We start from the raw sequence: 13,392 nt of genomic DNA on the forward strand, positions 1-13,392 counted from the left end.
TCGGCCGGACCGGTGGCGCGGATCGGCCGCTGCGGCACGGCGGGTCTCCCCCGTGCCGCAGCGGCCGGATCAGGTGTGGCTCTGCGCGCCGGCCGCCCTCGGTGATCGTCTCACCGGGGACGGCCGGCGACGGGTCACTTCGGCTGGGCGGCCGACTCGACCTTGACGGTGCCGGCGGCGATGTCCGCCTTCAGCTTGTCGACCTCGGCCTTCAGCTCGGCCGGAACCTTGCTGTCGAAATCGTGGTACGGGGCGATCGAGACGCCGTCGTTGGCCAGGGTGCCGATGAAGCCCGGGTCCGCCTGGAGCTGCTCGCCACCGGCGGCCTTGAGCACGGCCTCCTTGACCGCGCCCGGGATGTTCTTCACCACGGTGGTGATGATCGCCGGGCAGTTCGGGGTGCTCTCGCAACCGTCGACGTCCACCCAGATGGTGTTGTACTTGCCGTTGGAGGCCTGGGCCGCACCGGTGGTGCCGAGGCCGGCGCCGCCGGCCACCGGCATGATGATGTCCGCGCCCTGGGCGACCAACGCGTCGCTGACCTTCTTGCCCTCGTCCTGCTTGACGAAGTCGTTGGTGAAGGAGCCGTTCTGGGTGTCCTTGTTCCACCCGAGGACCTGGACGTCCTTGCCCTTGGCCTCGTTGTAGTAGGCGACCCCGTCGGCGTAGCCGTCCATGAAGATGGTCACCGGCGGGATCTTCAGACCGCCGTAGGTGCCCACCTTGCCGCTCTCGCTCATGCCGGCGGCGACGTAGCCGGCCAGGAAGGCAGCCTGGGCGGTGTCGAACTGCATCGGGTAGACGTTGGCCACCCCCGGGTCGGCGTCGACGATGCCGAACTGCTGGTCCGGGTTCGCCTCGGCGATCGCCTTGGTCGCGTCGCCCATCAGGCCACCAACCGCCAGGATGAAGTCGCAGTCCTGGTTGACGTACTGGGTGAGGTTCGGCTCGTAGTCCGCCTCGGCCTTGGAAGCGACGTACTTGATGTCGATGTTGTCGTTCTCCGCCTTGGCGTCCTCCAGGCCCTTCCAGGCGGAGGCGTTGAACGACTTGTCGTCGATGCCGCCGACGTCGGTGACCATACAGGCGGTGTACGCCTCGCCGCCGGAGCCGGCGTTGTTGTCCTCATCCGGGGCCTCGCCACAGGCGGCGGCGCTCAGCACGAGCCCACCCGCCGCGATGATCGAGGCGATCCGCATCCCACGCACCGAGCGCAAGACGTCTCCTTCCCATTGCACACCGCGGGGTACGCGGTGGCAGCCCTTGAGCCGGCCTGCGCCTTGCCGCCGGCGTCCCACGTTACGGGAGCAGAGCGTACGCCCGCGCCCACCTGCCGACCGACAATCGTGCAGGACTGTTGGAGCCCTGTTACCCCTACGTAATGCTTGGGTGGGGCACATCACTCAGGGTGCCGGCAGGCGGGCGCACTCGCGCCGGAAAAGCCCTTTTTACCCGGCGGCCCGATGGTTCGCCGGCTATCGCCAGAAGACCGCAACGGCCGCGTTGGCCAGGGTCAATCCCACGATGGCGAGGAAGTGCCCCCGGTTGACCTCGGCCCGCTTACGGGAGAAGAACACCATTACAAAGATCAACAGGGCGAGCACCAGCTTTGTCACAAGCTTCGCCGGTGCCGGCTCGTCACCGTCGCGCAGTGGCGCGCTCAGGCCGATGCCGGTCAGCAACTGGATCACCGAACCCCACAGCATGGCGGCGTTGATCCGGATCTTGCCAGTGAGATATTGGGCGATCGCGCCGCCGAGCAGCAACGCGAACCCGATCAGATGGACGTAGAGGAGGATGAGTCGAAGTGCTTCCACCCGACCCATCCTGCCCTATCAACGACGGTTCGTAGTAGAGGCATCTCGGCGAATCCGGGATGCCACCAGCACCAGCGCCAGTCCGACCACCGCGTAGCCCGCCAGTACGGCGATCGGACGACCGGCGCCGGCACCGTCGAAGAACGCGACCGAGCGCAGCAGCGTGCCGCCGGCGCCCACCGGCAGCCACTGGCCGAGCGCGCCCCACGGCTGGGGCAGCAGTTCCGGCGCGGCGCCGACCGCGGAGAGCGGGTTGCCGATCAGGAAGACCAGCAGCGCGCCCAGTCCGATGCCGGGTCGCCCGAGGAGTGCACCGAGACCGGCCACCACCGCCGACGCGGCCAGGGCGAACAGGCCGATGGCGGCAGCCTCGGCGAGCCAGTCGCCGGCGATGACGCCCAGCCAGCCATCCAGGACCACCACGCCCACCAGACCCGCCAGTACGCCGGTCGCCGCCAACCCGACCAGGCGCGCCAGGCCACCGGCGACCAACAGGACGAGCAATGCACCGGCGAGCAGGCTCGTCATCGCCAGGGGCAGGAAACCGGCGGCGAAGCCGGCTCCCCGAGGATCGTCGGCGATGGTGGGCACCACCTCGACCACGGGCACCGGCCGCCCTCCGCCCAACTGGCCGGCCGCCTCGGTGAGCAGTGCGGCAACCGTGGGGCTGGCGGCCGACGCGGTGTGCAGGGTGACGCCGTCGGCTCCGATCACGAATGCGCCATAGACCTCCCGGTCGCGCAGCGCCCGGTCCGCCGCCTCCGCGTCGGGCAGCGTGGTCACCAAGAAGGCGCCGGGACGCGCGGCGGCGAGCCGCCCGGCCGCCTCGGCCACGGCGGGCGCCGGGCCGGCGACGGCGACCGGCAGGTCGCGTGGGGCCAGGTTCGCCGCCGGAGCCGCGAACAGGGGTACGAGCAGTGCCTGCCCGGCGACCGCGAGGGCGGCGACGAGGACGGCTAGTAGCAGGGGTGACCGGTTCCTGGTCGACATCGTTGCACTCTCCAAAACGAATGCTCGTTCTTTTATGCGTCCCAGACTCCTCCCGCCCATCGATTCCTGTCAAGAACGAACGCTCGTCTTACGATGTAACCCGTGCCACGTGTCTCGGAGGAACATCTCGCCGCCCGTCGCCGTCAGATCGTCGAGGCGGCACGCCGTTGCTTCCTGCGTGAGGGTTTCCACCGCACGACGATGCAGGACGTGATCGCCGAGGCAGGGCTCTCGGTAGGCGCGGTCTACCGCTACTTCCCGAGCAAGGCGTCCCTGATCAGCGCCATCGCCGAGGAGACCATCGGCGGCGCCGAAGAGGTTCTCGACGAGTTGGCCCGGCAGGATCCGCCGCTACCGCTGGACAAGGCGCTGGAGTACGCGCTCGCGTACATGGAGAACCAGGCCGGCGACGAGGGGATGCTGCGGATCGCGATCCAGGTGTGGGGCGAGGCCCAACGGGATCCGGCACTTGGCGAGTTCGCGGCAAGCAGATACACCAAGCTTCGCGGTCACTTCGAGGTGCTGGTCAGAAGGGCTCAGGAAGCCGGCGAGTTACCCGCCGACGCCGACCCGGCGGCCGTGGCCGCGGCCCTGTTCGGCCTCTTGCCAGGCTGGTTCCTGCAGCGCATCATCACCGGCGGTCCAGATGTGGCGACCTATCTGTCCGGCGTCCGCGTCCTGTTCGGCCGGCAGCGCTGACGACCACCGTCGGCGTGGGTGGGCGCTGTCAACTGCGCCCACCCGCGCCCGGCCGGTCAGCCCTTCGTGCCGCCGGCGGTCAGCCCGGAGACCAGGTGCCGCTGGGCGATCATGAACACCACGCCCGCCGGCACGGTCACCAGGACCGCCGCCGCCGTCAGGTACTCCCACTGCGGGTTGAACTGCGGCACGAACTGCTGGAGCCCGTACGCCAGGGTGAACTTGTTGTCGGTCTGGATGAACGCCGACGCGTACATCACCTCGCCCCACGCGGTGAGGAAGGTGTAGAAGGCGGTGACCGCGATGGCCGGCCGGGCCAGCGGCAGCACCACCCGCCAGAAGATCGCGAAAGGGCCGCAGCCGTCCAGCGCCGCCGCCTCGTCGAGCGAGGTGGGGATGGAGTCGAAGTAGCCCTTGAGCATCCAGGCGCAGAACGGCACCGCGATGGTCAGGTACGCGATGATCAGCGCCGGCAGCGTGTTGATCAGGCCGAACCGCGCCATGATCGTGTAGATCGGCACGATCAGGATGGCCGCCGGGAACATCTGGGTGATCAGGAAGGTCATCATCAACGGGCGGCGCCCGGGGAAGTTGAATCGGGAGACCGCGTACCCGGTGGTGGCCGACAGGAAGATGCCGATGAGCATCGTGAACGCCGCGACGATCACCGAGTTCAGCAGCCACTTCGGGAAGTTCGTGTCGAACAGCACGTAGCTGTAGTTGGCCAGGGTCGGGTCCTTGACCAGCGTCAGGTCGCTGCTCTGCACCGCGTACCCGGGCTTGAACGAGGACAGCAGCACCCAGGCGATCGGGCCGAGCGCGATAAGCGAGGCGACGATCAGCGTGCCGTGCAGCAGCAGCGACTTCGCCGGGCTGCGCCGGCTGCGGCCGGGCCGCTTCGCGGTCTTCGCCGGGGCGGCCGGGACGGCGGCAGCCGGCGTCGCGGCTGCGGGAGTGGTCAGTTGGCTCATGTCACCACACCTCGCCTTGCTTGCGCAGCGCCCGCCGGTAGAACATCGAGAACACCAGCAGGATCGACAGGATCAGCACGCCGTACGTGGACGCGAGCGAGTAGTTGCGGATGCCCTCGAACGCCGCCCGGAAGGCACCGGTCACCAGGATCTCGGTTCCGCCCGCCGGCTGGCCCTCGGTCACCAGGAAGATGATCGGGAACATGTTGAACGTCCAGATCGTGCCGAGCAGGATCACCGTCATGCTGACCGGGCGCAGGCCCGGCAGGGTGATGTTGCGGAACCGCTGCCAGGCGGACGCGCCGTCGATCTCGGCGGCCTCGTACAGCTCGCCGGGAATCGTCTGCATCCCGCCCAGCAGGGCGACCATCATGAACGGCACGCCGAGCCAGATGTTGGTGATGATCGCGGTGAACAGCGACGTCCACTGGTTGGCGAACCAGTCGACCGGGTCGATGCCGAGCGAGGTGAGCAGCGAGTTGGCCAGGCCGAAGCGCTCGTTGAAGATGAACTTCCAGGCGAAGGCACTGACGAAGGCCGGCACCGCCCAGGGCAGCACCAGCAGCACCCGGTAGAGGCCGCGGCCCCACATCGGGCGGTTGAGCATCACGGCCAGGCCGAGGCCCAGGCCGTAGTGGAACACGACGCATCCGAGGGTCCAGATCAGCGTGATGCCGGTCCACTGCCAGAAGTCGCCGACGTTGCCGCTGAGCACGTTCAGGTAGTTGTCGAGGCCGACGAACTCCCACCTGTTCGGGTTCTCGGCACAGACCTCACCACCGGTGATCGACCTGGTGCAGATCTCCGCGGCCTGGTTGGCCTCGGTGAGGTTGGTGAGGGAGAGCCAGATCCCGCGGAACAGCGGGTAGAAGATCAGAATCGCCAGGACGATGACGACGGGCAGCACCATCGCCCAGGCGTACCAGTGCTTCTCCCAGCTGCGGCGCAGCCGGGAGGGACGAGCGGATCGGCCGGACGGCGTCGAGGGAGGCGCCGGATCGGCTGTCACGGTGGTCATCAGCTGCGCTCCATGAGGGGAGGTCCGGCAGGGCCGCGCGATCGGGTACGGTCACGCGACCCTGCCGGGTGCCGAGAGGTCACCGGCGGGAGAGCCGGCGGTGAGATCAGTTCTCGTAGGTGGGGACGACCTCGGCCTTGTACTTCTTGGCGACGGTGTCCAACGCGGCCTTCGGGTCCTTGTCCTGGATCAGGACCTCGGTGGCCATCTGGTCGAGCGGGCCGAAGAACTGACCGGCCTCGGGGATCCACGGCCGACCCACCCCGGCCTCCACGACCGGCTGGAACGCGGCCACGGTCGCGTTGTTCTTGACCGCGTCGAGGTCGTACGCCGAGGTGCGGGTCGGCAGCAGGCCCAGCTTCTCCGAGAGGAACGCCTGCGACTCGGCGGAGCTCATGAACTTGACGAACGCGACGGCGGCGTCGACCTTCTCCTGCGGCATGCCGGACCAGATCACGTAGTTGTGGCCGCCGACCGGGCCACCGGCCTTCACCGAGCCACCCGGCACCGGCGCGATACCCAGGTTCTCCAGGCCACCGAAGCCCGGCGCCTGCTGGACGTTGTTGACCTCCCACGGCCCGTTGATGATCATGGCGACCTTCTTCTCCTTGAAGAGGGTCATCATGGTGCCGTAGGCGTCGTTGGCGGACGGCTTGGCGGCCGCACCGCTGTCGATCAGGTCCTTGGCGATCGCCAGTCCGGCCGCGTTCTGCTCCGAGTTGATGACGATCTTTTTGCTCGCGGTGTCGACCAGGTCGCCACCCTCGCCGTACATGAACGGCAGCAGGAAGTAGCCGGCCGGGTTGATGTAGACACCCTCGGCGTCAGTCTTCTCCTTGATGGTCTGCGCCGCGGTCTTCAGCTCGGCCCAGGTCTTCGGGGGCGCACTGATGCCGGCCTGGCTCAGCAGTTCCTTGTTGTACATCAGCGCCAGGCTGTCGGTGACCTGGGGAACGCCGTAGGTCTTGCCGTCGAACTTGTTGGAGGCGAGCGGGGTCTCCAGGAAGTCGGACTCGTCGGCGAGCAGCTCGGAGCCGTCCAGCGCGTACAGGTAGCCCAGCGAAGCGAACTCAGGCACCCAGGCGACCTCGGCCCGCAGGATGTCCGGGGCACCGTTGTTGGCCTGGGCGGCGGTCTTGAACTTGTTCTGCGCCTCACCGAACGGGACCGACTGGTAGTTGATCTTCACGTTCGGGTAGGTCTGGTTGAACTTGGCGATCAGCTCCTGGAACGCCGGGCCCTCGTTCTTCGGGTCCGAGGTGTCCCACCAGGTCAGTTCTGCGGTGAGGGAAGCGGGGTCTACCGCCGGCTGCTCCTCGGCCGCCTTGTCGTCCCCTCCGCCGCACGCGGCGACGGAAAGGGCGAGAGTGGCAGCGGCGAGTACGGCGGTCCCCCTGGCTGTGCGGCGCATGTTCGCTCCTAAATTGCCTGCCGGGTAACGGCGGGGACAGTAGCAAGAACTTTCGTAACTAGAAACCCCTTGCGAACACCCCTGCAACAACCGTGCCCCATCCGCAACTTCAGCAGTTGACAACTGCCGCCATCTGGGCATTTTGCCCCCGACTGGGGTGACCGAACTCCCAACCAGCATCACCTTGCGCATACCTTGCGACCACCCATCGTCCCGTCAGGGCTCGATCCGGGCCGACGCTATGGGAACGCTCCCGACGGACGCTGCTCGATTCTGCAAGTTCTTGCCGACTAATGCGCAAGAACTTGGCGGTGAGCTACAGTGCCGCCATGCGCGCTCGCCTGTCCGACATCGCCCAGCAGGCCGACGTCAGCGAGGCCACGGTGTCGCGGGTGCTCAACGACCGCCCCGGCGTGGCACCCGAGACTCGGCAGGCCGTCCTGACCGCCCTCGACGTGCTCGGGTACGAGCGGCCCGCCCGGCTGCGCAAGCGCAGCGCCGGACTGGTCGGTCTGGTGGTCCCGGAGCTGGACAATCCGATCTTCCCGGCGTTCGCCCAGATCATCGAGTCGGCCCTGGCCCCCACCGGCTACACCCCGGTGCTGTGCACCCAGACCCCCGGCGGCGTACGTGAGGACGAGTACGTGGAGATGCTGCTGGACCGGCAGGTCTCCGGGATCGTCTTCGTCTCCGGCCTGCACGCCGACACCGCCGCCGACCACGACCGGTACCGGACCCTGCTCGCCCGCCCGCTGCCGATCGTAATGATCAACGGGTACGCGCCGGGCATCCCGGCGCCCTTCGTCTCCTGTGACGACCGGGAGGCCGCCGAGCTGGCCGTGGCCCACCTGGTGGCCCTGGGCCACCGGCGGATCGGCCTGATCACCGGCCCCGACCGCTTCGTGCCGGTCCAGCGCAAGGTCAGCGGCTACAAGGCGGCGATGGAGCGCCTCGCCGGTGTCGACGACGACGAGTTGGCCGAGCTGACCGAGCTGTCGTTGTTCGGCGTCGAGGGCGGCGAGGCGGCGGCCGGCCGGTTGATCGAGCGCGGCGCCACCGGCATCGTCTGCGGCTCCGATCTGATGGCACTCGGCGCCATCCGGGCCGCCCGGCAGCGGGGCATGTCCGTACCGGAAGACCTCTCGGTGGTCGGCTACGACGACTCGCCGCTGATGGCCTTCACCGACCCGCCGCTGACCACGATGCGGCAGCCGGTGGCCGCGATGGCGGTCGCCGCGGTGCGGGCCCTGGTCGACGAGATCAACGGACACGGCGCCCCGCACTCGGAGTACCTGTTCCGCCCGGAGCTGGTGGTGCGGGGGTCGACGGCGGTGGCCCGGCAGGACGCCGCGTCCACGCAGAGCGGCCCGGGCCGGCAGCGGCCGACACCGTCCGCACTTGCCGTCCCGGCGTGACGTAGCCCGCAGCAACAGCATCACCAACCTTTCTTGCGCAAGAAATGCTTGACTCTTGCAGAGCTGGCGCGGCATTCTGCTCAGACACCCGTGCGTCCCCACCTCGCCAACGGGTGACCGCCGTCCCGCGCCACAGAACGGGGAACACCCGATGACCGTCAGCACCCCCTCGCCGCTGACCTCCGACGCCGACTGGTGGCGATCCGCCGTCGTCTACCAGGTCTACGTCCGCAGCTTCGCCGACTCCGACGGCGACGGCATCGGTGACCTCCAGGGCATCCGGGAACGCCTGCCCTACCTGCGCGAGCTGGGCGTCGACGCGCTCTGGCTGACCCCCTTCTACACCTCGCCCATGGTCGACGGCGGCTACGACGTAGCCGACTACCGCGACGTGGACCCGATGTTCGGCAACCTCGCCGACTTCGAGGCGATGATCACCGACGCCCACGCGCTCGGCCTGCGGATCATCGTCGACATCGTGCCGAACCACACCTCCGACCAGCACCCCTGGTTCGCCGCGGCGCTGGCCGCCGCCCCCGGGTCGCCGGAACGGGCGCGCTACCTCTTCGCCGACGGCAAGGGCGACGACGGCGAGCAGCCCCCCAACGACTGGGAGAGCATCTTCGGCGGCCCGGCCTGGACCCGCGTCCCCGACGGCCAGTGGTACCTGCACCTGTTCGACCCCGCCCAGCCCGACCTGAACTGGCGGCACCCCGAGGTACGCACCGAGTTCGAGGACATCCTCCGCTTCTGGCTGGACCGGGGCGTCGACGGATTCCGGATCGACGTGGCCCACGGCATGATCAAGGCCGAGGGCCTGCCGGACGTCGGGTTCAACTCGATGACCACCGGCCAGCGCCAGTCCGAACTGCTCGGCAAGGGTCGGCTGCCCTACTTCGACCAGGACGAGGTGCACGACATCTACCGCGCCTGGCGACCCATCCTGGACAGCTACCCTGGCGGCCGGATGGCCGTCGCCGAGGCGTGGGCCGAGACGCCGCAGCGGCTGGCGCGCTACATCGGCCCCGACGAACTGCACCAGGCTTTCAGCTTCGACTTCCTCGACGCCACCTGGTCGGCCGACTCGTTCCGCAAGGTGATCGACACGGCGCTGGCCGAGTCGACGATCGTCGGCGCCCCGACCACCTGGGTGCTGTCCAACCACGACCGGCAGCGGCACGTCACCCGCTACGGCGACGGCGAGATCGGGCTGCGCCGCGCCCGGGCCGCCGCGCTGCTAATGCTCGCCCTGCCCGGCTGCGCCTACCTCTACCAGGGTGAGGAACTGGGCCTGCCCGAGGTGCTCGACCTGCCCGACGAGCTGCGCCAGGATCCGGCCTTCCTGCGCACCGGCGAGAGCCGGGACGGCTGCCGGGTTCCGATTCCGTGGAGCGGCGACCTGGCGCCGTACGGCTTCGGGCCGGCCGGCAGCGAGCTGAGCTGGCTGCCCGCCCCGACGACCTGGCAGGCCCTCTCGGTGGCCGCACAGACCGGCACGCCCGGTTCCACGCTGGAGCTGTACCGCGCGGCGCTGCGGATCCGCCACACCCACCCGGCGCTGGCCGGCGTCGGCGGCATCACCTGGCTGGAGACCGGCCCGGGGGTGCTCGCCTTCCAGCGTCAGGCCGGTGACACCGTGCTGAGCTGCGTGGTGAACATCAGCGACGCACCGGTGGTGATCGACGGGTACGGCACGCCGCTCGTCGCCAGCGCGACGCTCACCGAACGCGACGGCGGCCACCTGCTGCCGGTCGACGCGGCGGTCTGGTTCGAGCGGAACTGACCGGGTAAGCCCGCCATCGACTCGGCCGTCCGGCGTGCTCCGCGCCGCCGGGCGGCTGGGCACGACCCCTTGTGGTGGGGGGTGCGACGGTGCCGGTGTCCTCGGGGCAATCCCCCGGGGCACCGGCACCTGTGTTTCGGCCCCCTATCGACCGGTTCAGCCGCTGGTGAGCTGGGCCGCGATCCGGGCGAGCCCGGCACGCAGTTCGGCCGCGTCCGGCACCGCCAGCGGGCCGGCGGCCCGGTCGTGCTCGGCCGCCTCCAACTCCTCCTCGTCGATGGTGTCCTCGTAGTCGCCGTAGAGGTCGGCCTGGTCCACCCGCGCCACCTCGTCCTGCGCGGCGAGTTGCGCGGCGGCGATCTCGCCCCGGATCTGCTCCAGCGACACCGCCGGCACCAGCGGTTCCACCACCGCCATCAGCTGTTCGTCGGCGACCACCGCCTCGGCCAACGCCAACGCGTGCGGTCGCTCGTACGGGCCGCACACCACCGGCTCCCACTCGTCGGCGTCACTGAGCGGACCGAACGTGATGATCCACGGCAGCTCCAGCATCGGCGAGTCGGCCGGCAGGTCCAACGTCACGAGTGCCCCCACGATCCCCATCATCGTCGGTGTCCGGGCAGGTGGGGGTGGGTTCGGCGGAACGTTCAGCCGGCCGGATCAGCGGCTCAGCCCGCCCCGCCGGGTGTGCCGGGATCGGTGTCCACGTCAAGGTCGACCGGCGGACGTCGACCGGCCAGGTCCACCGTCCGCCCGCGCCGGCTCGTCGCCGCCAGCGCGGCGCCGAAGAGCACCAGCTGATTGAGCAGGTAGAGATAGACCAGCAACCCGACGGCGGTGGCCACCACCGTGTACGCGGGGTTGTGTTCTACCCGGCCCACCCAGAACCGGCCGACGGTGTTGAGCAGGGTGATGCCGACCGCGACGATCAGCACCACCGGCCGCAGCCGGGACCGACTCATCCGCACCCGAGGCACGGCGACCAGCAGCAGCGTGGCCAGTACCGCGTTGACCAGCACGCTGAGCAGCGCACTGACCGTGGTGAGCGCGAACGAGCCGGTGCTGCGCAGCAGGAACCGCAGCAGCGTCTCCAACGCGTCCACGGCCGCCACCGAGAGGCCGAGCAGCACGAAGACGACCAACAGCACACCAAGGTCGACCAGGCGGCGCACGACCAGGTTGCCCGGGTGCTGGTTGAGCCCGTGGATCAGCCGCTGCGAGGAACGGATCGCCTCCACCCAGCCGATCCCGGTCAACACCAGGATCAACAGACCGACCACCCCGGCGGTGCCGCTGCTGTCGGCGACCTGGGCCGGATCGAGGAACGGCAGGTTCTCGCCGAGGAACTCCTCCGCCGCCGCGCTCACCTCGTAGTTGTCCTCCAGTATCGCGCCGAAGATCGCGTACGCGACCAGGGCCAGCGCGAAGACCGCGAAGAAGCCGTAGTAGGCGATCGCGGCGGCCAGCCGGCCGCCCTGGAGATCGGTGTAGAGCACCCCGGCACGCCACAGGTGACCGAAGGCCGGGGAGCGGCGGCGCGCGGCGGTCAGCCGGCGGTCGACGGCCGCCTCGACCCGCCCCAGAACGTTCACGTCGTCATCCTCACCGATCCGTCGTCGCCGTGTCAGAGGTACCCGACGTGCCGGCCGGGGCGGTCAGCCGCCCAGTCGGAAGTCCCGGCGTGGCTGCCAGCGCGCCTGCCCGCTGTGCGAGAAGAGGGTGAAGTGGTCCACCTCGAACATCGCGGAGAAGTCCGCCAAGTCCTCGTACGCCTTGTCCAGGGCCTCCGGCGCGACGTCCTGAGCGACCGTCACATGCGGATGGTAGGGAAACCGAAGCTCCCGGCGTAGCTGCGGGGCGGCGTTGATCGCGGCGGCGAGCAGTTCGCATTCGCTGATGCCGGCGGCGACCGCGACGAACACCACCTGGGTCACCGGCCGGAAGGTACCGGTGCCGCGCAGATGCAGGCTGAACGGTAGATGAGCGGCGGCAACCCGGGCGAGGTGCCGCTCCACGGCCGGCAACCCGCTCACCGGGATCTCGGTCGGCCCGAGCAGGGTGACGTGGGCCGGCACCGCGTTCGGGTCACCGGCCTCCAGCCGACGCCGGGTCAGCAGACTGCCCCACGGCTCCGGAATGTCGACCGCGATGCCGATCTGGACGCTGTCACCGACCGCAGGCGCTTCGGTCCCCTGCTCCACGCTGCACGCCACCCCTCCGGCCATCGGCCCCTGCCCGCACCGCCGCCCCCGCTCGGACGCTCACTCGCCGCGTACGGGTGGAAAGAAACCGACCCGCTCGTACGCGGTCCGCAATGTCGGTGCCGCCACCGCGCGGGCCTTCTCCGCGCCGGCGGCGAGGAGCTTGTCCAACTGGGCGGGGTCGTCGAGATACGAACGGGTGCGCTGCTGGATCGGGCTGACGAATTCCCGGACCACCTCGGCGAGGTCCTTCTTCAGGTCGCCGTAGCCCTTACCGTCGTACGCCGCGACCAGGTCGTCGATGCCCCGACCGCTCAACGCCGAGAAGATGGTGAGCAGGTTTGAGATACCCGGCTTGGTGGCCTCGTCGAAGACGATCTCCCGGCCGGTGTCGGTGACCGCCGACCGGATCTTCTTCGCCGAACGCGCCGGGTCCTCAAGCAGGTCGACGATGCCGCCCGGCGAGGAGGAGGACTTCGACATCTTGGCGGTCGGGTCCTGCAAGTCGGTGATCTTCGCCGTGGCCTTGACGATGTGCGGTGCCGGGACCGTGAAGGTCCGGCCGAACAGCGAGTTGAACCGCTGCGCCAGATCCCGGGAAAGCTCCAGGTGCTGGCGCTGGTCCTCGCCGACCGGTACGGCGTTGGCCTGGTAGAGCAGGATGTCGGCGGCCTGCAGGATCGGGTAGGTGAACAGGCCGACGCTGGCCCGCTCGTTGCCCTGCTTCTGCGACTTGTCCTTGAACTGGGTCATCCGGCTGGCCTCGCCGAACCCGGTGATGCAGCCCAGCACCCACGCCAGCTGGGCGTGCTCGGGCACCTGGGACTGCACGAACAGGGTGCAGCGTTCCGGATCCAGGCCGACCGCGAGCAGCTGCGCGGCGGCCACCCGGGAACGCTGGTGCAGCACCTTCGGATCGTGCCCGGCGGTGATGGCGTGCAGGTCGACCACGCAGTAGAAAGCGTCGTGCGACTCCTGCAACGCCACCCAGTGCCGCACCGCGCCGAGGTAGTTGCCGAGATGGAACGAGTCGGCCGTCGGCTGGATGCCGGAAAAGACGCGGGGGCGGACGGGAACGTCGGACATG

At 69.4% G+C, this 13,392-nt stretch carries 13 protein-coding genes; 3 read left to right on the plus strand and 10 right to left on the minus strand.

Features of this window, described 5'->3' with window-relative positions; all coding sequences use genetic code 11:
• Positions 1–134: 134 nt before the first annotated feature.
• The 3 genes from O7624_RS12160 to O7624_RS12170 form a co-directional block, all read right to left on the minus strand.
• Positions 135–1,199 (minus strand): BMP family ABC transporter substrate-binding protein, encoded by a 1,065-nt coding sequence (locus tag O7624_RS12160; protein ID WP_282240613.1) that lies wholly within the window; start codon positions 1,197–1,199, stop codon positions 135–137.
• A gap of 276 nt (positions 1,200–1,475) precedes the next feature.
• A complete protein-coding gene (locus O7624_RS12165) occupies positions 1,476–1,817 on the minus strand; it encodes a hypothetical protein (protein WP_093408563.1) in 342 nt (113 codons plus the stop codon).
• A gap of 18 nt (positions 1,818–1,835) precedes the next feature.
• Positions 1,836–2,807: a hypothetical protein gene (locus tag O7624_RS12170; protein WP_282240076.1), complete on the minus strand. Its 972-nt coding sequence runs from the start codon at positions 2,805–2,807 to the stop codon at positions 1,836–1,838.
• Positions 2,808–2,909: 102 nt separating this feature from the next.
• On the opposite strand from O7624_RS12170, the gene O7624_RS12175 reads away from it, so the two are divergent.
• Positions 2,910–3,506 carry a TetR/AcrR family transcriptional regulator gene (locus O7624_RS12175; RefSeq protein WP_198413224.1) on the plus strand — a complete coding sequence of 199 codons (597 nt, stop codon included), beginning with the start codon at positions 2,910–2,912 and terminating at the stop codon, positions 3,504–3,506.
• Between the two features lie 56 nt (positions 3,507–3,562).
• Here the strand turns inward: O7624_RS12175 and O7624_RS12180 are convergent, their stop codons facing one another.
• From O7624_RS12180 to O7624_RS12190, 3 genes are all read right to left on the minus strand, one after another.
• Positions 3,563–4,477, minus strand: coding sequence for a sugar ABC transporter permease (locus tag O7624_RS12180; protein ID WP_282240077.1), 915 nt, complete (start codon positions 4,475–4,477; stop codon positions 3,563–3,565).
• Between the two features lies 1 nt (position 4,478).
• Entirely contained in the window at positions 4,479–5,495 is a 1,017-nt protein-coding gene (locus O7624_RS12185) for a sugar ABC transporter permease (protein WP_093408179.1), read from the minus strand.
• 106 nt (positions 5,496–5,601) lie between these two features.
• Complete coding sequence (locus tag O7624_RS12190) at positions 5,602–6,906, minus strand: extracellular solute-binding protein (protein WP_093408182.1); 1,305 nt, start codon at positions 6,904–6,906, stop codon at positions 5,602–5,604.
• A gap of 329 nt (positions 6,907–7,235) precedes the next feature.
• Here O7624_RS12190 and O7624_RS12195 point away from each other — a divergent pair, with 329 nt between their 5' ends.
• Together O7624_RS12195 and O7624_RS12200 are read left to right on the plus strand one after the other, a co-directional pair.
• Complete coding sequence (locus O7624_RS12195) at positions 7,236–8,321, plus strand: LacI family DNA-binding transcriptional regulator (RefSeq protein WP_170863543.1); 1,086 nt, start codon at positions 7,236–7,238, stop codon at positions 8,319–8,321.
• 151 nt (positions 8,322–8,472) lie between these two features.
• Positions 8,473–10,104 (plus strand): glycoside hydrolase family 13 protein, encoded by a 1,632-nt coding sequence (locus O7624_RS12200; RefSeq protein WP_282240078.1) that lies wholly within the window; start codon positions 8,473–8,475, stop codon positions 10,102–10,104.
• Positions 10,105–10,260: 156 nt separating this feature from the next.
• On the opposite strand, the gene O7624_RS12205 is transcribed toward O7624_RS12200, so the two are convergent.
• From O7624_RS12205 to trpS, 4 genes are all read right to left on the minus strand, one after another.
• A complete protein-coding gene (locus tag O7624_RS12205) occupies positions 10,261–10,698 on the minus strand; it encodes a hypothetical protein (protein WP_093408568.1) in 438 nt (145 codons plus the stop codon).
• A gap of 74 nt (positions 10,699–10,772) precedes the next feature.
• Positions 10,773–11,696 carry a YhjD/YihY/BrkB family envelope integrity protein gene (locus O7624_RS12210; RefSeq protein ID WP_282240079.1) on the minus strand — a complete coding sequence of 308 codons (924 nt, stop codon included), beginning with the start codon at positions 11,694–11,696 and terminating at the stop codon, positions 10,773–10,775.
• Between the two features lie 63 nt (positions 11,697–11,759).
• Positions 11,760–12,329 (minus strand): 2'-5' RNA ligase family protein, encoded by a 570-nt coding sequence (locus O7624_RS12215; RefSeq protein WP_093408189.1) that lies wholly within the window; start codon positions 12,327–12,329, stop codon positions 11,760–11,762.
• A gap of 36 nt (positions 12,330–12,365) precedes the next feature.
• Positions 12,366–13,391 carry a tryptophan--tRNA ligase gene (trpS, locus tag O7624_RS12220; RefSeq protein ID WP_093408192.1) on the minus strand — a complete coding sequence of 342 codons (1,026 nt, stop codon included), beginning with the start codon at positions 13,389–13,391 and terminating at the stop codon, positions 12,366–12,368.
• Between the last annotated feature and the right edge of the window lies 1 nt (position 13,392).

The sequence above is a fragment of the Verrucosispora sp. WMMD1129 genome (assembly GCF_029581255.1).
Taxonomy (GTDB): domain Bacteria; phylum Actinomycetota; class Actinomycetes; order Mycobacteriales; family Micromonosporaceae; genus Micromonospora; species Micromonospora sediminimaris.